Source organism: Streptomyces sp. PU-14G (assembly GCF_041028275.1).
Taxonomy (GTDB): domain Bacteria; phylum Actinomycetota; class Actinomycetes; order Streptomycetales; family Streptomycetaceae; genus Streptomyces.
In genome coordinates this window covers 1-18,453 of record NZ_JASKYT010000123.1, presented here as the reverse complement: position 1 = coordinate 18,453, position 18,453 = coordinate 1, and the positions used below count along the sequence as shown (strand labels likewise).

Genomic DNA, 18,453 nt, shown 5'->3' with positions numbered 1-18,453 from the left:
GTACGGCCGCGTGGCGGGCGCGGGCGTTGCGCCGTTGGGCGGGCCCGGGTTGCGCCGCGTCGCGAGGGCGCGTGACATGGCGGTGAGGGCCCGGCCACCGCACCCGGCCCCTCAGGCCCCGCCCGCTCCTGCCGGACCGAAGTCCCGCCCCGAGCCCGTGACCGCCCGCGATGCCCCGCGCGACCAAAGGACGCCGCATGACACCTCTCCAGCTCGTCGCCCGACCGCTCCTCGGCACCTTCTTCGTCAGCGCGGGGGTCGAAACGCTCGGCGAACCCGAGCCCCGCGCCGAGATGGCCGGACCCTTCCTGGCGAAGCTGCGCGAGAAGGCGCCCGGGCTGCCGGACGACGACGTGCTGCTCGTCCGGGTGAACGCGGCGGTTCAGGTGGCGGCCGGTGCGCTGCTGACCGTCGGGCGCCTCCCGCGGGTCGCCTCGCTCGCGCTGGCCGCCTCCCTGGTGCCCACGACCCTGGCGGGGCACCCCTTCTGGGAGCACGAGGACGCCGGGCAGCGCGCCGCCCAGCGCACGCAGCTCGCCAAGAACGGCGCCGTGCTGGGCGGCCTGGTGGCCGTGATCAGCGACGCGGGGCACCAGGCGCGTATCCACGCGCTGCGGGCCCGCGCCCGGCACCGCCGCCCCTGCCCCGTCAGTGCGGCGAAGAACTCCATGCCGACGAAGAAACCCATGCCTGCGAAGAACTCCATGCCGACGAAGAACTCCCTGAAGAAGGCCAGGCAGACCCTCAGCCAGAAGGGGTCGTCTCTCTCCCCCAAGTGAGCCGCGCCGCCCGCGCGCGGCGGACCGCGCGGCGCCTTCTCAGTGGCCTGCCGCCCGCAGGACGCGGTCGGCGGCGTGCACCGAGTCCACCAGGGGGTGGAGGGCCAGCGCGCGCAGCGCGGCGCGCCGGGAGCCGTCAGAGGCCGCCTCGATCGCGGCGCGTTCGACCGCTTTGAGCTGCAACATCAAGCCGAGCTGGTCGGGGGCGACGGGTCCTGCGGCCAGGGGGTGGGCGCCGCCCGCGTCGACCACGCAGGGGACCTCCACCACCGCGTCGTCGTCGATCCCGGGCACGGCGCCGCGGTTGCGGACGTCGAGGATGAGACGGGTGCGCTCGTTGCGGGCGATGGCCCGCATCAGGGCGAGGGCGACGCGGTCGTAGCCGCCGCCGTCCAGGTCGCAGCTGTCGCGTTCCCAGCCGCCGGAGGCCTGCCGGCTCTCGGCCATGTAGGTCTCCTCGCGCTCGCGGCGGGTGGCCTCCCACGCGGCGAACGCCCCTCCGCTCCCGGTGCCGGACGCCCGCGCGTAGAAGCCGTCCTGCTGCTGTGCCAGGAACTCGCCCCGGGTGGCGTCCGCTTCCTGGATCGCCGCCAGCGCTTCCCTGTGGTGGTAGTAGTAGTGCAGGTACTCGTTGGGCAGGGCGCCGAGCGCGCGCAGCCACTCCGCGCCGAACAGCTTGCCCTCCTCGAAGGAGCCCAGCGCGTCGGTGTCCGCGAGCAGCGCGGGCAGCCGGTCGGTGCCGTCGACGACGAGGCGGCGCAGCCATCCGAGGTGGTTGAGGCCCACGTAGTCGTAGTCGGCGCGGTCGGGGTCCGCGCCCGCGGCGCGCGCGGCGCGGCGGCACAGGCCGACGGGCGAGTCGCAGATGCCGATGACGCGGTCGCCCAGCACCCGGCTCATGGCCTCGGTGACCATGCCGGCGGGGTTGGTGAAGTTGATGACCCAGGCGTGCGGGGCGAGGGCGGCGACGCGCTCGGCGATACGGGTGGCCACGGGCACGGTGCGCAGCCCGTAGAGCACCCCGCCCGCGCCGACCGTCTCCTGCCCGAGCAGCCCCTCGGCGAGGGGGAGGCGCTCGTCGCTCACCCGTCCGGCGAGGCCGCCGACGCGGATGGCGCTGAAGACGAAGTCGGCGCCGGTCAGGGCCTCGTCCAGGTCGGTGGTCGTCCGGATCTCGGGCGCGGGGCCGCCGTGCTGGGCGGTCTGTTCGGCCAGGACGGCGCCGATGGCCGCCAGCCGTCCCGGATCGGTGTCGTGGAGGACGAGTTCGGTGCAGCGGCCCGCGCGGTCCGGGTGGCTCGCGTCGTCCAGGAGCGCGCGGTGGACCAGCGGGACGCGGAACCCGCCGCCGCCGAGCACGGTGAGCCTCGTGCCGGCCGTGCCTGTCGTACCCGTCATACCTGTACTACCTCCACGTCGGCCTCGCGGAACGCGGCGAGGGTGGCCGGGTCGGACGCCTGGCCGGTGATCAGCATGTCGATGTCGGTGGCCTGGCAGACGCGTGCGCTGCCGGTGCCGGGAAACTTGCGCGGGGTGGCCAGCAGCACCGCTTGGCGGGCTGCGCCCAACAGTGCCTGCTTGACGGGTACCTCGACCTGCGTGGTGTCCAGGACGCGGCCGTCGGGCAGGACGCCGCTGGTGCCGAGGAAGACGCGGTCGGCGTAGATCTCGCGCAGCGCGGCGCGGGTGAGATTGCCGACCAGCGACCGGTAGTTGCGCCGCACCTCGCCGCCCAGCAGGACCAGCGTCACCGTCTCGTCGGACCGCAGCTCCTCGTAGACGGCGAGGCTGGAGGTCACCAGGGTGACCTTCCTGCCGTGCAGCAGCCGCGCCAGTCGCAGGGTGGTGGTACCGATGTCGAGCAGCACCGTCTCGCCGTCCTCGACCAGCGCGGCGGCGCCCGCGGCGATGGCGTCCTTGGCGGGGAGGTCGTCCACCTCCTCCTCGGCGAAGGGGCGTTCGGCGGGCTCGCGGGCGAGGGCGCCGCCGTAGACCCGCCGCAGCCGTCCCGCCCCTGACAGGTCGGACACGTCGCGCCGCGCGGTGGCCTCGCTCACCCGGAGCCGGCGCGCGATCTCGACGACGGGCAGCACGCCCTCCTCGCGGAGGATGCGCAGCAACTCCTCGTGCCGACTCTCGCGCAACATGACCAGGACCCTAGCGTGACTGAGCGGCTGTGCGCGACTGTGAGCGAGGTATTGCAATCGGCAGGGGGGCGGTGCAAGGTATCGCTCAAACCAGCCACCGAGAAGTCATCTTCTGGCCATAGCCGAGAGGGGAGAGCGGCCATGAGCACCACTGGGAGCGCCCAACCCGCACCGACCGGGAGCTCGTTGGACCCGCTGGCCGCCCTGCGCTCGGACGGGGGCCCGGAAACCGACGTGTTCCTGACCGGCACCGTCTTCCTCGACATCGTCTTCACCGGCCTCGACCACGCCCCCGTACGCGGCACCGAGACCTGGTCGCGCGGCATGGGCTCCAGCCCTGGCGGCGTGGCCAACATGGCGACGGCCCTGCGCCGGCTCGGCCTGCGCACGGCGCTCGCCGCCGCGTTCGGCGACGACATGTACGGCGACTACTGCTGGGACGCCCTCTGCGGCATCGAGGGCATCGACCTGGCGCCCTCGCACCGGGCGGAGGGCTGGCACTCGCCGGTCACCGTCTCGATGGCCTACGACGGCGAGCGCACCATGGTCAGCCACGGACACGAGGCGCCCAAACCGTGCGTCAGCGTCGCCTCCCGGCCGCCGTCGCGCGCCTGCGTCACCTCCCTGGAGCCCGGCCGGGTCGGGGACTGGGTGCGTCAGGCACACAGCGAGGGCAGCCTGATCTTCGCCGACACCGGCTGGGACGAGACCGGAGCCTGGGACCCGGACACCCTGGCCGACCTCTCCCTGTGCCACGCGTTCCTGCCCAACGCCACCGAGGCCCTGCACTACACCCGCACCGACACCCCCGAGGAGGCCGTGCGGGCGCTGGCCGAACTGGTGCCCGTGGCGGTGGTCACGAAGGGGTCGGGCGGCGCCGTCGCCATCGACGGCAACAGCGGCGAGCACGCCGACGTGCCGGCGCTCGCCGTCGACGCGCTCGACCCCACCGGCGCGGGCGACGTCTTCATGGCCGGATTCACCACCGGCACCCTCGCCGGATGGCCGCTCGCCGACCGGCTGGCCTTCGCCAACCTGACCGCCGCGCTGTCCGTGCAGCACTTCGGCGGCTCGCTCTCGGCACCCGGCTGGAGCGAGGTCGCCGCCTGGTGGCAGTACGCGCGGCGCATCGGCGGCCAGAGCCCCGAGGTGATGCGCCGCTACGGCTTCCTGGACGAACTGCTGCCCGGCGGACGCGGCGACTGGCCGCTGCTGCGCGCCACCCCCACCATCGGCTTCCGCTCGTGAGCGGACCGGGGCGAGGAGACCGAGGGCCCCGAGGAGACCGCGGAGACCGAGGAGACGAGGAACGATGAATGACGGGCGAAGCCCACGCACGGGCGGCCGGTACCGCCGCGCCCTCGCCGCCCTCGCTGCCCTGTGCGCGCTGCTGCCCGCCGCCGCCTGCGTGCCGGGCACCGACGGCTCCGGCGCGGCCGGCGCCGGCACTGGCGCCGCGAGCGCCGTACCCGACCCGGCGAAGGCGGGCGAGGTCACCCTCACGGTGTGGGACCAGCAGGTGCGCGGCGGCCAGAACGCCGCGATCGAGCGGCTCAACAAGGAGTTCGAGAAGACGTACCCGAACGTCACCATCAAGCGCGTCGCGCGCAGCTTCAACGACCTGAAGAAGACCCTGAAGCTCGCCCTCAGCGGCGATGACCCGCCCGACGTCGTCCAGGCCAACCAGGGCTACTCCGACATGGTGGCCTTCGCACACGCCGGAATGCTCGCGCCGCTGGACGACTACGCGGGCCTCTACGGCTGGAACACCCGCTTCCCGCAGACGCTGCTCAACCTCAACCGCGTCTCCGCCGACGGGAAGCGGTTCGGCACGGGACGGCTGTACGGCGTCTCGCAGGAGGGCGAGTACATCGGCGTCTACTACGACAAGAAGGTGCTGCGGAAGGCCGGTGTGGAACCGCCCCGCACCTGGAAGGAGTTCACCGAGGCGCTGCCCGAGCTGAAGGAGGCCGGGCAGCTCCCCGTCCAGTTCGGCAACCTCGACAAGTACCCGGCGATCCACACCTTCGGCCTCCTCCAGGCGCAGGCGGCGGGCAGCGCCGGGCCAGTGCGCGAGACGGTGTTCGGGCGCGGTAAGGGCTTCGAGACGGACGCCACCCGCGAGGCGGCCCGCACTCTCGCCGACTGGTCGGAGAAGGGCTACGTGCCCAAGGGCGCCAACGGGAAGGGCTACGACGACGCGGCCAAGCAGTTCGCCGACGGCAAGGGCGCCTTCCTGGTCACCGGCACCTGGCAACTGGCCGACCTGCGCAAGACGATGGGCGACGACCTCGGCTTCATGCCGCCGCCCCCGGACTCCGGCGCACAGCCGGTCACCACCGGCGGCGAGGGCCTGCCCTGGTCGGTCACCTCCAAGTCGGACCACCCCGAGGTCGCCGCCGCCTACCTGGACTTCCTCACCAGCTCCCACGCCTCCAACGTGCTGACCGAGGAAGGCGTACTTCCCGTGGTGCCCGGCGCCGCCGCGCGGAAGCTCGACGCCGACAGCGCGGCCGGGCAGATGGTCGCGGGGTGGGAAGCACTCAACGAGGCCGACGGGCTGGTGCCCTACCTCGACTACACGACCCCCACCTTCTACGACACCCTCTCCGCCGACCTGCAGGGCGTCCTCAGCGGCGACATCGGCCCGGAGGAACTCGCCTCGCGCATGCAGAAGAGTTACGACGACTTCCGCGCCCAGCAGCGCGCCGAGGGCGAGGACAGGTGAGGACCGCCGGCCCCCGGCGCGCAGAAGCCGCACCCGGTAGGGGAGCTGCCGTGCCCGGCAAGGGAGTGCCCGGCAAGCTCGCGGCCCGCTACCGCCGCCGGGCCCCCGGCGAGCCCCGAGCCGTCGGATACCTGTACATCCTGCCCGCGCTGGCCGTCTTCGGGGTGTTCCTGCTGTGGCCGCTCGGCCAGACCGGATGGCTGTCCCTGCTGCACTGGGACGGGCTGACCCGCGCCACCTGGGCAGGCCGGGACAACTACCAGGCCCTGCTCACCGACCCCGCACTGCGCGCCCCCTTCGCGCACGCCGCCGTCCTGCTGCTCTTCTACGCCGCACTGCCGGTGGCCCTCGGGCTCTTGCTGACCGCGGCGCTCACCCGCTTCCGCATCCGCGGCATGACCTTCTTCCGCACCGTCCTCTTCCTGCCGCAGGTGCTGGCCATGGTCGTCGTCGGTGTCGCCTGGCGCTCCATCCTCGCCCCCGACGGACTGCTCAACGACACGCTGCGCGCGGTGGGCCTGGACGCGCTGACCCGCTCGTGGCTGGGTGACGCCGACTGGGCGCTGCCCGCCGTCGGCGCCGTCGGCACCTGGGTGGAGACCGGGCTGTGCCTCGTGCTCTTCCTCGCCGGGGCCCAGCGCATCCCGCGCGAACTGTTCGAGGCGGCCCGCATCGACGGCGCCGGGGCGGTACGGGAGTTCTTCACGGTGACGCTGCCGGGACTGCGTGCCGAGATCGCCGTGGCCCTGACGCTGACCCTGGTGGCCGCGCTGCGCAACTTCGACCTCGTCTACATCACCACCAGCGGCGGCCCCGGCAACGCCACCTCGGTGCCCGCCTACGAGGTCTACCGCCGGGCCTTCGAGACCGGCGAGGTCGGCGCCGCCTCGGCCATGGGCATCACCCTCACCGCGGTGATCTTCGCGCTGACCATGGTGGTCACCCGGCTCGTGGAGGGGCGGAACCGATGAGCACTCCGAGAACGCCGGCCGCACCGGGAAAGCGGCACACCCGGCACACCACCACCTCGCCCGCGGAGCGCGCCGTCACCTACGGCATCCTCGCTCTGTTCGCCCTGATCGCGCTCACCCCCGTGGCCGGAATCCTGTCGACCGCGCTGTCCAGCCAGTCCTCGCTCGACACCGGCTTCTCCCTGCCGAAGTCCCTCAACTGGGGAAACTTCGCCGACGCGTGGACCCGCGGCCACTTCGGCACCTACCTGGTCAGCTCGGTCGTGGTCGCCGTCGCGGTCGTCGCCCTCACCACGGTGCTGGCCACCCTGGCCGCCTACGCCTTCGGCACCATGCGGTTCCCCGGCTCCAACGCGCTGTTCTACCTCTTCGTCGTCGGCCTCACCCTCCCGCAGGAAGCGGTGATCGTCCCGCTCTACTTCGACCTGCGGCACTGGGGGCTCACCAACACCTACTGGGGGCTGATCCTGCCGCAGACCGCGCAGTCCCTGGCCTTCGGCGTCTTCTGGATGCGCACCTACTTCCGCAACACCCCCCGCTCGCTCCTGGAGGCGGCCCGGATCGACGGGGCGACCCACTGGACGGCCCTCACCCGCATCCTGCTGCCCATGGGGCGGCCCGCCTTCGCCACGCTGACCGTCATCGTCTTCATGTGGACCTGGAACGAGTTCCTGATGGCCCTGGTGATGGTCAGCGACGAGGCGCACCGCACCGTCCCGCTCGGGCTCGCCTTCTTCCAGGGGCAGCACTCCTCGGACACCGCGCTGCTCGCCGCGGCGGCCGTCCTCATCGCGCTGCCCGTGGTCGTCGTCTACCTGCTGCTGCAACGCCGGTTCATCCAGGGCATGCTCACCGGTGCGACGAAGGAGTGACCGGCGCGGGGGAGAGCACGATCCGCTGCGCGGTCTCCTCCTCGACGCGGGAGCGCGAGTAGACGAGAGGGAAGGCCCTGTCCGCGGCCCACGCCCGATACAGGTCCGCGTAGTGCTCCGAGCGCGGATCGCCCGACTGCCCTGGGGAGTTCATGGCGAGCGAGCCGTCCCACCCGCCGACGTCCACGACCATGCGGAAGCTCGCCCCGTCGCTCTGCGCGAAGCCGGCCAGGTAGCCCGCCGCGCCCACCGTCTCCGCGCTGCCGCCGCGCGGCAGCGCGGGCAGCCGGCACCAGTCGGGGACGGCCTTTGCGCCCCGACGGGCCAGCAGCCCCGCCACCGGGTGCACCAGCTCGGCCCGGTGCAGTGTGCCCCACGCCCAGCCCTGCGGGTCCGGGCCCAACAGGGCGGTGACGTCCGCCACCGCCTCCGCGAGGGTGTCCAGCAGCAGCGGGCCCAGCAGTCCTTCCGGATCGGGCCCGTCAAGCAGTCGCAGGTCCACGCGCGGGTCCATCGCCTCGCCGTCGGCGGGCGTCACACGCCGCACCGCCGCCTGAAGCCACCGCGCGGTGGCTTCGGGCCCGGCGACCGCGGAAGGCACCGCCGCACGCAGCGCCCGGCGCAGCAGCGCAGGTCGCAGATGGCGGCGGTACCACACCTCGAAGAGCGCGGCGGCGCCCGAGTCCGCGGCGAGCCGCCCGTCCCAGCCGCGCAGCACCTCCAGACCGGTCCGCGCCCGCGGCTGTTCACCGCGCAGGCCCGCGAGCCGCGGCAGTATCCCGCGCGCGGGAAGGCTGACGTCGTCGGTCTGCAGCCGCACGCAGTCCTCGGCACTCCAGTCGTCCCGCGCCGCCAGCGCCTCGGCGCAGCGCTCGTACCGGGTGGGCGCGTACCAGTCGTGGGTGACCGGCCGCTCCCCGTGCGGATAGTCGGGCGGCAGGTTGCACTGGTTCGCGGTGGCCAGCCAGCCGGACGCCGGGTCGCGGGTGGAGGGCAGTTCGTCGGCGTCGAGGAAACCGTCCCACTCGTACCGCCCGTCGCCGGGCACCGGCAGGGTCCCGTCCCACCCGCGCCGCCGCGGCACCCGTGCGGCCGGACACCAGCCGACGGTGCCGTCGGCGGACGCGTACACCTGGTTCTCGCCCGGCGCGCCCCAGCGCCGCAGCGCCCGCGTGAACGCCTCGGGTGTGGTGGCGTCCATGTAGCCGGCGCTGCCCAGGTACGGCGCCATGCCGGGGCCCAGCCACGCCGCCCGCACCGCGAAGGCGGCGTCGCGCTCGGGGCGCTCGCGGACGACGGGACCGTGCCGGGTGAACCACAGCTCGGTGCGGACGGGCTCCGCACCTCTGACCGGGATCTCCTCGGTCACACACGTCATCCGCTCCCAGCCGCCCCCGTACGCGTACGCGCGCGGGTCCTGCGGGTCTGTGCGGTAGACGTACAGGTCCTCCTGGTCCACGGGGAAGATCGTCAGGCCGAACGCGAGGTGGCCGTTGTGCCCGATGGACAGGCCCGGCAGCGCCGGTTCGCCCGCGCCGATCACGTCCAGGTCCGGTGCCGACAGGTGCGCCACGGCGCGCAGCGAGGGCAGGGTGAGCGCACGGTGCGGGTCGTTGGCCAGCAGGGGCCGTCCCGTCGCCGTCCTGGATGGGGCCAGCACCCAGTTGTTGCTGCCGTCGGGGCGCTGTGAGGGCTGGGCGCGCGGGCTCCACGGTGGTGTGGTGGCCAGGTCGTAGACGCGCAGGACGTCCTCGGGGATCACGTCGAGGTCGAGCCCTACGGGAACGGTGAGCCGGTGCCCGAGCGGATCCCTGACCTTGCGCAGCTCCTCCGCCTCCGGTCCGAAGTCCCGCAGCGTCAGGGCCCGGGCCACCTCCTGGCGGACGTTGTAGAAGAGGCCGTGCGTGCGGATGCGGGCCAGGTCGCTGTGGTGCCAGTGAGCGGGCGCGTAGCCGAGCGCGGCGAACTCAGGGGGGAGGAACCGGGGCGGGTCGCTGTGCACCAGCGCCACGTAGGCGTTGACGCCCGCCGCGAACGAGCGGGCCATCTCCCGCGTGCCGGGCCCGTAGGCGGCCCACTCCTCGGCCATGTCGCCCCGGTACAGGAACAGCCGCGCCGCCCTGTCGTGCTCCACGTAGTCCGCGCCGAGGGCCTCGGAGAGGAGACCGAGGCCCCGCCTGCGCCACAGGTCGAGCTGGAAGAGGCGTTCGCGGGCGGCGTTGAAGCCCTGGGCGAGGAAGAGGTCGGCGCGCGAGCCCGCGTACAGATGGGGTACGCCCCAGCGGTCGACCAGGATCTCGACGGGCTCCGCGAGTCCCGGCACCGCGAACGTGGTCGCCTCGCCCTTCACGCGTCCGTGCCCTTCGCGGGTGTGCGGCCGTGCGCCTGCCTCATACCGTCTCCTCCTCAGTGGCCGATGCGCGCCTGGTGCCCGCGCCCGGCGTGCGGGGCCCCGCGTAGGTCAGGGACGCGGCCACCAGCAGGTTGGCCGCCAGTCCGAGCACGCCGCCGTTGACCCCGTGCCAGGGATCGTTGTCCGTCCACCACAGCAGCAGCACGACGGCCAGTCCGGCAAGCGTGCCCGCGACCCCGGCCACCGCCGTCAGCCGCCGCCAGAACAGGGACAGCAGCGCCAGGGGCACCAACTGGGCAAGTCCCTCGTAGGAGAGGACCGATAGCTGCACCAGCGTGTTCGGGTAGAAGAGGCTGCCGAGCAGGGCGACGAGCCCGGCCAGGAAGCACACCAGCTGCGACAGCCGCTTGATGCGGACGTCGTCGGCGCTGCCGGGCTCCGTGCCGCGCCGGGTGCGGCTGCGCGGGTCGGAGCCGTTGCCGCCGCCCAGCAGCGTGCGGCCGCACAGGGTACCGATGGCCAGCATGAACACGCTCATCGGCACGATCGCCGACAGCGCTCCCGCCACCCCGATCACCGCGACGACGGGGGACGGCAGCGAGTCCGTCACCAGCCGGAAGAGTGCCAGGTCCGGGTTGCCCAGCGCCGGCAGCGCGAACAGCGCGACGGCGCCGACCATCATCGGAATGAACAGCAGCAGCTGGTACCAGGGGAGCAGCAGCGCGTTGCGGCGCAGCGCGTTCGGGCTCTTCGCGCTCAGGTACCCCGCGACGGTGGTGGGGAAGATGGAGATCGTCACCGCGTTGAGCAGCAGCGTGGAGACGAACCAGGTGCCGTTCAGCCCGCCCGAGTCGTGCCCGGGGAACGTCAGCCACTCGGGCCGCTCGTTCACCATCCGGGTCATGAAGTCGCCGTACCCGTCGAGGTAGTGCAGCGGCACCCAAACCGCCAGGAACACCACGGCGACGACCACCAGCACGTCCTTGAGCACGCTCACCCACGCCGATCCGCGCAGCCCGGACACCAGGATGAACGCCTCCGCGACGACGAACGAGATCACGGCCGCCACGTGCAGGTCGACGCTGCCGTACGTCATCGCGTTGACCACCACGCCCATGCCCTGGATCTGGACCTGCACGTACGGGACGATGAAGACCGTCGCCGTCACCGCCACCAGGATGCCGACCGGGCGCGAGCGGAACCTGTGCTCGGCCATGTCCGCGATGGACAGCAGCCGATGGCGGCTCGCATACGTCCACAGCGCGGGCCCGACGACGTACGCCACCGCGAAACCGACCGTCAGGTAGGCGACGAGGTAGAGGATCGGCACCCCGTACGAGTACGACCAGCCGGCCGTGCCCAGGAACGAGAAGCTGGTGTAGGTCTCACCCGCCATCAGCAGCCAGACGAACAACACGCCCAGGCCCCGGCTGGAGACCGACCACTCCGTCATGCCCTTGTCCCGCCCGCGGGCGCTGAGCACGCCGATGGCGAGGGTCGCCACCATGGCCAGCCCGAAGATCGTCGTCGCGACAGCCGCGGAGCCGCTCATCGCGGGCCTCCCTCTTCCCGCGGGGCGTCGTCGACCGGAAGGGGCTCGACGGCGTCCTGCCGGAACGCCGGATCGAGCCGCGAGACCCCCCAGATGACCAGCGGGCTCACGAGAGTCGCGGCGATGATCCAGAACAGGAGGAAGGGGAGGCCGAGAACGCGGGGTTCGATCCGGTTCGCCACGAGAGGGGCCGCGCAGTAGAGGGCGGCAGGGACGAGGAGGAGCCACAGCGCCGGGCGCCTGGTTCGGATGTGGGGGAGCCCGTCCAGGGGGCTGCCCTCCCCCTGCGGGGGGTCGTGCTGCTCGGGCATTGCGGGTAGCTCCTTGAGGGGCGCTGGGGACGAACAGGGTCACACGGCCGGGTCGTACCGTCCGTCGACGGCCGTCCAGCCGCCGTCGACGGTGAGCACGCTGCCCGTCACGAAGGTGGACGCGTCACAGACCAGGTAGACCACGGCGCCCGCGATCTCGTCGGCCCGCGCCCACCGCTGCAACGCGGACGCCCGCGCATACGCGTCGTACCACTCCTCGTCCGCCGCGATCTGGTCGGTCAGCGGCGTACGCACCACGCCGGGCGCCACCGCGTTGAACCGCACGCCCTGCGGCCCCCACTCGGCTGCGGCGGTCCGCAAGAGCTGGACGAGGCCGGCCTTGGAGGCGGCGTAGACGCCCTGCCCCGGCTCCACCTGGAAGGCTCGCATGGAGGCGAGCGAGACGACCGCGCCCCGCCCGCGTGCGGCCATGGCAGGGGCGCACGCCCGCACCAGGGAGAAGTGGGCGCGCAGGTTGAGCGCCATCACTCGCTCGAACTCCGCGACCGAGTAGTCCGCGAGGCGCTTGCGCACGTTGACGCCGACGGTGATCACCAGCCCGTCCAGCGGTCCCCAGGCCGCCGCGGCGTCCGTCAACGCGTCCTCGTCCAGCACGTCGAGGAGGAACGGCGAGGCCCCAGGCCCCGCCAGCCGCGCGGTCTCGGCGGCGCCCGCCTCGTCCCGGTCGGCGACGACCACCTCGGCGCCGTGGGCCGCCAGCGCCCGCGCGGCCTCGCGGCCGATCCCGCTCCCGCCGCCGACGACGGCCACCCGCCTCCCGTCGAGCCGGAAGAGCCTGCCGTAGTCGACTCCGGTACCGGTGCCGGTACCGGCACCCGCGCCCGTGTGCGGCCTCACGGCTTGATCACCGCCATCTTCGTCACCGTCAACTCCTCGATCGCGAACCGCGGACCCTCGCGCCCGATGCCGGAGTCCTTGACACCGCCGTAGGGGGCGACGTCGCAGCGGTAGCCGGGCACTTCGTTGACCACCACGCCTCCGACGTCGAGTTCGTCCAGCGCACGGAACGCCGTGTCGAGGCGGTGGGTGAAGACGGCCGCGTGCAGGCCGTAGCGGCTCGCGTCGACCGTGGCGAAGGCCGCGTCCAGATCGGGCACGGCACGCAGGCACACGACGGGCCCGAAGATCTCCTCGTCCCACGCGGGCTGTCCGTCCGGCACGTCGGCCAGCAGCGTGGGCGTCACGCACCGGCCCCGGCGCTCGCCGCCCGCGACCAGGCGGGCGCCCGCCTCGCGCGCCTGCGCGACCCACGCCAGCACCCGTTCGGTGGCGGCGTCGTCGATGAGCGCGGCGACGCGGGTGCTCTCCTGGCGCGGGTCGCCCACCACCACGGAGCCGAGCCGGTCCGCGATCCTGCGCTCCAGCCCGGCGGCGACCGGCGCTTCGGCGATGACACGCTGGACGGCGATGCAGGCCTGCCCCGAGGCGTAGTAGCCGCCGCGCACCACGGCGTCCGCGGCGGCGTCCAGGTCGGCGTCGGCGGCGACGACGAGAGCCGCGTTGGAGCCCAGCTCCAGCACCACCTTGCGCGGGGCCGCGTCCCGCGCGATGCGGTGGCCGATGGCCGCCGAGCCGGTGAAGGAGACGGCGGCGACGGCCTCGTGGGTGGTGAGCGCGCGGCCCACCTCGGCGTCGCCGGTCACCAGTTGGACGGCACCGGCCGGCACCCCGGCGGCCACCAGCCGCTCGCGCACCAGGCCGACCAGCCACAGGGTGGCCAGCGGCGTCGCGGGGGCGGGCTTGACGACGACGGGGCAGCCCGCGGCCAGCGCGGGGGCGATCTTGTGGGTGGCGAGCATCATCGGATAGTTGAACCCGGCGACGCCCACCACGACCCCGACCGGGCGCCTGGTGAAGAAGCCCGTCATCCCGTCCCCCGACGGCAGCCCGTCCAGCGGCACCGTCTCGCCGTGGACGTGCACCACCTCGTCGGCCGCGGCCCGCCAGGTGGCCACAGCGCGGACGACCTCCGTGCGGCAGTCGGTCCGCGGCTTGCCCGTCTCCAGGACCAGCAGGTCCTCCATACCGGCCGCCACGCCTTCGAGCGCGTCGGCCACGCCGGCCAGCACGGCGCGCCGGGTGCGGGTGGGCAGGGCGGCCATCGTGCGGCGCAGCCCCGCCGCGTGCTCGACGGCCTGCCGGGCCAGCGCCACGTCCCCGACGGGTGCCTCGGCGACGGCACTCCCGTCGTAGGGGAAGGTGACGGTCCGCTGCCCGGGCGCCGCCACCCACCCGTCACCGACCGGCAGTCCCTCGGGGAACTCCTTGTCGTCCCACAGCGTCACGCCCCAGCACCTCCCGCCTGCCGGCCGCCGGTGAGGAAGTGCCAGGCGGCAGCCGCGTACACCCGTGCGTACTCGCCGATCTCGCGCACCTCGACGTACTCGTCCTTCTGGTGCGCGATCCACTTGCCGCCAGGACCGTAGACGACGGTGGGCAGCCCGGCGTCGCGGGTGAGGATCGTGCCGTCCGTGGTGCCGGGCACCGCGCCGAAGGCGGGCGCCGCGCCGTGCACCTGGGTGTGCGCCGCCACCAGGCCCGCGACGAGGGGATGGTCCTCGGGGATCTCGACGGCGGGCCGATCGTCCACGACCGTCAGCTCCACGGTGACACCGAACGCGGCGGCGGCCTCCCGGGCCGTCGTGCGGACGCGCTCGATGAGTTCGGCGTGGTCGGTGCCGGGGACCGTGCGGACGTCCACGCCGACGACGCCGTGTGCGGGGATGACGTTGAGCTGGTCGGGGTCGCCCCCGAGCAGCACCGTGGGGGTCACCGTGACGGAACCGGCGTGCGGATGGGTGCCGTACCGCCCCGTGGCCCACTCCTGCACCGCGGCGAGCGCCTCGACGACGCGGGCGCCCGCCGCGACGGGACTCCTGCCCTCCTGCGGCATCGCCCCGTGCGCCATCACACCCGTCAGGTCGAGGCGCAGCCGGATGCCGCCGCGCGCCGAGGTGCACACCTCGTATCCCTCCGGCTCGCAGACGACGACGCCGTCCACCTCGGACGCCTGCGGCGAGGCGGCGAACGCCTTGGCGCCGAGCATCATGCCCTCCTCGTCGGCCATCACACCGACGACGACGCGGCCGGGGAAAGGCCCCGCCTGCTGGAGCGCGCGGACCCCGTAGATCATCGCCGCGACGCCGGACTTCATGTCGGCGGTGCCCCGGCCCCACATCCTCCCGTCGCGGATCTCGGCGCCGTAGGGGTCCACGCTCCAGTCCGCCGGATCGCCCTCGGTCACCACATCGGTGTGGCCCTCGAACATCAGGGTGGGCCCTGCGCCCCCGCCGCCGTCGACGACCGCGACGACGTTGGGGCGCCCGGGGGCCACCTCGGTGACGGTGTGTTCCCAGCCGAACCGGGAGAACAGCCCGGAGACCAGTTCGGCGGCGGGTTTCTCGACGGCCTCAGCGCCCGCCGCATTCACGGTGCGCAGCCGCACCAGCTCCCGCGTGAAGGCGACGGCCGCCTCGGTGTCGAGCACGGATTCCCACGGCAGTGTGCCGGGACCGGAACGCATGCAACCTCCAAGTCCCTTCCCAGACCGCCCCACCCAGGTGGCCAGGCGACTGGTCAGACCAGTTGATCGTCCGTACTCTGCTGGTGGGCCGAGGGCCCGGTCAAGGGGTCGGCGCGGTTCGGCCTGCACGCGCACACCGGAAAGGGGCGGACACATGCCGGCGGAGTCTCCTGAACGGCCCACCGCTCGGGCCGCCTTCCGGCCCGTGCGCCCCGTGCGGGCCTACCAGCGCGTGGCCGAGCAGATAGAGGAACGCGTCCTGGGCGGCGACCTGCCCCCCGGCTCGCGGCTTCCGGGCGAGCGCGAACTGATGCGCCAGTTCGACGTGGGCCGCTCGACGGTCAGGGAGGCGCTGCGCGTCCTCCAGTCCTCGGGGCTGATCCGCTCCAGGCCCGGGGACCCGCTGGGCGCGGAGGTCCTGGGTGTCTCGCCCGACACCCTCAGCCACGCGCTGGGCCGGCTGGCCCGCTCCCACCTGTCGGGGCTCGGCGAGCTGATCCAGTTCCGGATGCTCCTGGACGCGGAGAGCTACCGGCTCGCGGCGCGCCTGCACTCCGAGGACGATCTGCGACGGCTGACCGAACTGGTGGACGAGATGGCGCGGCTCGCCCCCGGGGACCCGCACGGTTTCAGCGAGGCCGACGGGGAGTTCCACCGCACGGTGGCCGAGGCCGGCGGGAACGCGCTGCTCGCCCTGTGCGCCCGCGCCGTGCACGACGCCGTCGTCGACGCCATCGAGAGCAAGCTGGCCCGTGCGGAGGACACCGGCGAAGCGGCCGACGCGATGCGGCGCTCGGTCACCCACCACCGGGACATCCTCGCCGCCCTCCGCGCCGGCGACGGGGCTCGCGCCGCCCGCCTCGGCAGGCAGGCCCTTCACGACCACTACGCCCCGCACGTCCCGTCCGAGGACCGACCGCGGCTGCGCGCGGCGCTGGAGGAGGAGCCCGGGACGTGAGCGTGCGGGGCCGCCGGCCGGGCTCGTGGCCCCGGGCTACGCCGCTGCCGGAACCCTTGCGGCGGGGACGCGGCCGAGCCGGTGGGTGCGCAACTGCGCGTACCCGGGGCGGACGACCTGCTGGATGAGGGCGGTCCGCTCGTCGAACGGCAGGAAGGCGGACTTCATCGCGTTGACGGTGAACCACTCCATCTCGTCGAGTCCGTAGCCGAACGTGTCGACGAGGTGCTGGAACTCCCGCGTCATCGTGGTGCCGCTGACCAGCCGGTTGTCGGTGTTGACGCAGACGCGGAACCGCAGTCGGCGCAGCAGCTCGATGGGGTGCCCGGCATAGGAGGAGGCCGCGCCGGTCTGGAGGTTGGAGGTGGGGCACACCTCCAGTGCGATGCGGTGGTCGCGGACGTAGGAGGCGAGGCGGCCGAGGGTGACCCTGCCGTCGGCGGCGACGGTGATGTCGTCCGCGATGCGGACACCATGGCCCAGCCGGTGGGCTCCGCACCGCTGCACCGCCTGCCGGATGGAGTCGAGACCGACGGCCTCACCGGCGTGGATGGTGATGTGGGCGCCGTCGCTCCTGAGGTGGTCGAAGGCGTCCGCGTGGCGCTCGGGCGGGTTGCCGACCTCGGCGCCCGCGATGTCGAAGCCGACGACTCCCGCGTCGCGGTAGGCCAGGGCCAGTTCGGCGATCTCGCGGGAGCGGTCCGCGTGCCGCATCGCCGTCAGCAGGGTGCCGACGCGGATCGCTCGTCCCGCGGCGGCAGCACGCCGTTCGCCCTCACGGAAACCGTCGTTGACCGCCTCGACGACCTGACGCGGCGCCAGGCCGCCGCCGAGGACCTGTTCGGGCGCGTAGCGGATCTCGGCGTAGACGACGCCGTCGGCGGCCAGGTCCTCGACCGCCTCGGCGGCGACCCGGTGCAGTGCCTCGCCGGTCCGCAGCACGGCGCAGGTGTGGGCGAAGGTCTCCAGGTAGCGTTCGAGCGATCCGGAGTCGGCGGCGTCGCGGAACCACGCGCCGAGCTTCTGCGGGTCGGTGGCGGGCAGCCGGTCGTAGCCCGCCTCGCGGGCGAGGTCCACGACGGTGGCGGGCCGCAGCCCGCCGTCGAGGTGGTCGTGCAGCACGACCTTCGGCGCCTGCTGGATCTCGTCCTGCGTGAGACCGTCACCGGGAAGCGGGGTGTTGTCTGACAAGTGCATGGGGGCTGAGTGTAACCACGACCCGTCGACGACCGGAACCCGGGCGGTCAGCGCGACTGCCACACCGGCAGCGCGGGGGCGCCGGTGGGCAGCATGTACTTCGCGGCCAGCACCGGGGTGCGCCCGGCCTGCACGACCTGGGTCACCAGCACGGCGGGCGTGTCGGCGGGCCGGCCGAGCTGTTCTCCGCGGCGGCGCCCCAGCATGGTCGGCACCAGGGTGGACGAGCCCTTCAGCTGCACGCCGCGGCCCGCCTCCAGCAGGAGCCGCAGCATGGTCGAGGGCGGCTCCTGGCCACCGTCGAGCGCCTCGGCGGGTGAGGGGACCAGCGCGGCCAGGGTCTCGTCGGTGGCCGCCCACTCCTGCGTCAGGCAGCACGGCGTGCCGTCCACCTCCAGCAGGCTCTCCCAGAACCTGACCCGGCTGCGCGCCGGCAGCAGCAGATGCTGGGTGGAGAAGTCCGTGGGCTCCTCGGTGGTCTGCGCCAGCCGCACGGTGGTGACCGGCTGCCCGGCGCCGAGCAGCTCCTCCATGGGCCGGAGCTTCTCGAAACCGCGCCGCGGAGGGTGCTGGTTGACGGTGCGCCCCACTCCGCGCCGCACCGTGATGACGCCGTCCTCCTGGAGCAGGATGAGCGCTTCCCGCAGGGCGGGCCTGCTGACCTCCAGGTCGGCGGCCAGGCGCGGCTCGGTGGGCAGTTGGGAGCCGGGGGGATAGACGCCCTCCTGGATGGCTTCCACGATCCGTTCGTAGAGCACCACGACCGGACGCCGCTGCTGCCTGTGAGCCATGGGGTTCATCTCCCGGAAGGTCGTCGGACCGCTTCCGCTCCGCTGCCCGAGCGTCCCCAGCCTACGTGCGGCCCGAGGGCGTGGATCGGTCGGCTCTTGACACGTTCCGAGCGCGGGGGTAGACCAGTCCCCAACGCGGAGCTTGTCAGACAACTGGCGCTCTCGTGCGTCACTCGACTCTCCCCTGCGTCGCCCGTGCCGCCGCCTGCCGCGCCCGGCAACAGCGGACGCCGCCCCGAAGGCCCCGCCC

Annotated in this window: 16 protein-coding genes; 6 read left to right on the top strand and 10 right to left on the bottom strand. The window is 73.5% G+C overall.

Annotated elements, in window-relative coordinates; genetic code table 11:
- Positions 1-197 precede the first annotated feature (197 nt).
- Complete coding sequence (locus AB8Z75_RS16575) at positions 198-779, top strand: DoxX family protein (protein WP_369202658.1); 582 nt, start codon at positions 198-200, stop codon at positions 777-779.
- Between the two features lie 39 nt (positions 780-818).
- Here AB8Z75_RS16575 and AB8Z75_RS16570 read toward each other — a convergent pair whose 3' ends face one another.
- Positions 819-2,177, bottom strand: coding sequence for a 6-phospho-beta-glucosidase (locus AB8Z75_RS16570; RefSeq protein ID WP_369202656.1), 1,359 nt, complete (start codon positions 2,175-2,177; stop codon positions 819-821).
- Complete coding sequence (locus AB8Z75_RS16565) at positions 2,174-2,926, bottom strand: DeoR/GlpR family DNA-binding transcription regulator (protein WP_369202654.1); 753 nt, start codon at positions 2,924-2,926, stop codon at positions 2,174-2,176. Before AB8Z75_RS16565 ends, AB8Z75_RS16570 begins: the two co-directional genes overlap by 4 nt.
- 141 nt (positions 2,927-3,067) lie before the next feature.
- Between AB8Z75_RS16565 and AB8Z75_RS16560 the strand changes: the two genes are divergently transcribed.
- The 4 genes from AB8Z75_RS16560 to AB8Z75_RS16545 all read left to right on the top strand — a co-directional run bounded on the left by AB8Z75_RS16560 (position 3,068) and on the right by AB8Z75_RS16545 (position 7,497).
- The gene (locus tag AB8Z75_RS16560; RefSeq protein ID WP_369202652.1) at positions 3,068-4,174 is read left to right on the top strand and encodes a carbohydrate kinase family protein; all 1,107 of its coding nucleotides are present in this window, start codon (positions 3,068-3,070) and stop codon (positions 4,172-4,174) included.
- A 64-nt stretch (positions 4,175-4,238) separates the two neighbouring features.
- Positions 4,239-5,654, top strand: a complete 1,416-nt coding sequence (locus AB8Z75_RS16555) for an ABC transporter substrate-binding protein (RefSeq protein ID WP_369202650.1) — start codon at positions 4,239-4,241, stop codon at positions 5,652-5,654.
- A gap of 50 nt (positions 5,655-5,704) precedes the next feature.
- Positions 5,705-6,625, top strand: a complete 921-nt coding sequence (locus AB8Z75_RS16550; protein WP_369202648.1) for a carbohydrate ABC transporter permease — start codon at positions 5,705-5,707, stop codon at positions 6,623-6,625.
- Positions 6,622-7,497 carry a carbohydrate ABC transporter permease gene (locus AB8Z75_RS16545; protein ID WP_369202646.1) on the top strand — a complete coding sequence of 292 codons (876 nt, stop codon included), beginning with the start codon at positions 6,622-6,624 and terminating at the stop codon, positions 7,495-7,497. The genes AB8Z75_RS16550 and AB8Z75_RS16545 overlap by 4 nt, the downstream gene beginning before the upstream one ends.
- Here the strand turns inward: AB8Z75_RS16545 and AB8Z75_RS16540 are convergent.
- From AB8Z75_RS16540 to AB8Z75_RS16515, 6 genes are read right to left on the bottom strand one after another with little or no spacing between them, the layout of a single operon-like run.
- A complete protein-coding gene (locus tag AB8Z75_RS16540; protein WP_369202644.1) occupies positions 7,475-9,847 on the bottom strand; it encodes a penicillin acylase family protein in 2,373 nt (790 codons plus the stop codon). The genes AB8Z75_RS16545 and AB8Z75_RS16540 overlap by 23 nt on opposite strands.
- 40 nt (positions 9,848-9,887) lie before the next feature.
- Positions 9,888-11,402 (bottom strand): sodium:solute symporter, encoded by a 1,515-nt coding sequence (locus AB8Z75_RS16535; RefSeq protein WP_369202642.1) that lies wholly within the window; start codon positions 11,400-11,402, stop codon positions 9,888-9,890.
- Positions 11,399-11,713 carry a DUF3311 domain-containing protein gene (locus AB8Z75_RS16530; protein WP_369202640.1) on the bottom strand — a complete coding sequence of 105 codons (315 nt, stop codon included), beginning with the start codon at positions 11,711-11,713 and terminating at the stop codon, positions 11,399-11,401. The genes AB8Z75_RS16535 and AB8Z75_RS16530 overlap by 4 nt, the downstream gene beginning before the upstream one ends.
- 39 nt (positions 11,714-11,752) lie before the next feature.
- Positions 11,753-12,571, bottom strand: a complete 819-nt coding sequence (locus tag AB8Z75_RS16525; RefSeq protein WP_369202638.1) for an SDR family NAD(P)-dependent oxidoreductase — start codon at positions 12,569-12,571, stop codon at positions 11,753-11,755.
- Positions 12,568-14,019 (bottom strand): aldehyde dehydrogenase family protein, encoded by a 1,452-nt coding sequence (locus tag AB8Z75_RS16520; protein ID WP_369202636.1) that lies wholly within the window; start codon positions 14,017-14,019, stop codon positions 12,568-12,570. Before AB8Z75_RS16520 ends, AB8Z75_RS16525 begins: the two co-directional genes overlap by 4 nt.
- The gene (locus AB8Z75_RS16515; protein WP_369202634.1) at positions 14,016-15,257 is read right to left on the bottom strand and encodes a M20 family metallopeptidase; all 1,242 of its coding nucleotides are present in this window, start codon (positions 15,255-15,257) and stop codon (positions 14,016-14,018) included. Before AB8Z75_RS16515 ends, AB8Z75_RS16520 begins: the two co-directional genes overlap by 4 nt.
- 154 nt (positions 15,258-15,411) lie before the next feature.
- On the opposite strand from AB8Z75_RS16515, the gene AB8Z75_RS16510 reads away from it, so the two are divergent.
- The gene (locus tag AB8Z75_RS16510) at positions 15,412-16,215 is read left to right on the top strand and encodes a FadR/GntR family transcriptional regulator (RefSeq protein ID WP_369202632.1); all 804 of its coding nucleotides are present in this window, start codon (positions 15,412-15,414) and stop codon (positions 16,213-16,215) included.
- Positions 16,216-16,251: 36 nt separating this feature from the next.
- Here the strand turns inward: AB8Z75_RS16510 and AB8Z75_RS16505 are convergent, their stop codons facing one another.
- Positions 16,252-17,412, bottom strand: a complete 1,161-nt coding sequence (locus AB8Z75_RS16505; RefSeq protein ID WP_369202630.1) for an adenosine deaminase — start codon at positions 17,410-17,412, stop codon at positions 16,252-16,254.
- 47 nt (positions 17,413-17,459) lie between these two features.
- On the bottom strand, positions 17,460-18,203 hold the full coding sequence (locus AB8Z75_RS16500; protein ID WP_369202628.1) for a GntR family transcriptional regulator: 744 nt from the start codon (positions 18,201-18,203) through the stop codon (positions 17,460-17,462).
- Positions 18,204-18,453 lie beyond the last annotated feature (250 nt).

Excerpts from the sequence above, each read along its gene's own strand:
- AB8Z75_RS16565 (WP_369202654.1), bottom strand. The coding sequence starts at position 2,926 with ATGTTGCGCGAGAGTCGGCACGAGGAGTTGCTGCGCATCCTCCGCGAG.
- AB8Z75_RS16500 (WP_369202628.1), bottom strand. The coding sequence starts at position 18,203 with ATGGCTCACAGGCAGCAGCGGCGTCCGGTCGTGGTGCTCTACGAACGG.
- AB8Z75_RS16545 (WP_369202646.1), top strand. The coding sequence starts at position 6,622 with ATGAGCACTCCGAGAACGCCGGCCGCACCGGGAAAGCGGCACACCCGG.
- AB8Z75_RS16515 (WP_369202634.1), bottom strand. The coding sequence starts at position 15,257 with ATGCGTTCCGGTCCCGGCACACTGCCGTGGGAATCCGTGCTCGACACC.
- AB8Z75_RS16510 (WP_369202632.1), top strand. The coding sequence starts at position 15,412 with ATGCCGGCGGAGTCTCCTGAACGGCCCACCGCTCGGGCCGCCTTCCGG.
- AB8Z75_RS16560 (WP_369202652.1), top strand. The coding sequence starts at position 3,068 with ATGAGCACCACTGGGAGCGCCCAACCCGCACCGACCGGGAGCTCGTTG.
- AB8Z75_RS16575 (WP_369202658.1), top strand. The coding sequence starts at position 198 with ATGACACCTCTCCAGCTCGTCGCCCGACCGCTCCTCGGCACCTTCTTC.
- AB8Z75_RS16505 (WP_369202630.1), bottom strand. The coding sequence starts at position 17,412 with ATGCACTTGTCAGACAACACCCCGCTTCCCGGTGACGGTCTCACGCAG.
- AB8Z75_RS16555 (WP_369202650.1), top strand. The coding sequence starts at position 4,239 with ATGAATGACGGGCGAAGCCCACGCACGGGCGGCCGGTACCGCCGCGCC.
- AB8Z75_RS16570 (WP_369202656.1), bottom strand. The coding sequence starts at position 2,177 with ATGACGGGTACGACAGGCACGGCCGGCACGAGGCTCACCGTGCTCGGC.
- AB8Z75_RS16535 (WP_369202642.1), bottom strand. The coding sequence starts at position 11,402 with ATGAGCGGCTCCGCGGCTGTCGCGACGACGATCTTCGGGCTGGCCATG.
- AB8Z75_RS16530 (WP_369202640.1), bottom strand. The coding sequence starts at position 11,713 with ATGCCCGAGCAGCACGACCCCCCGCAGGGGGAGGGCAGCCCCCTGGAC.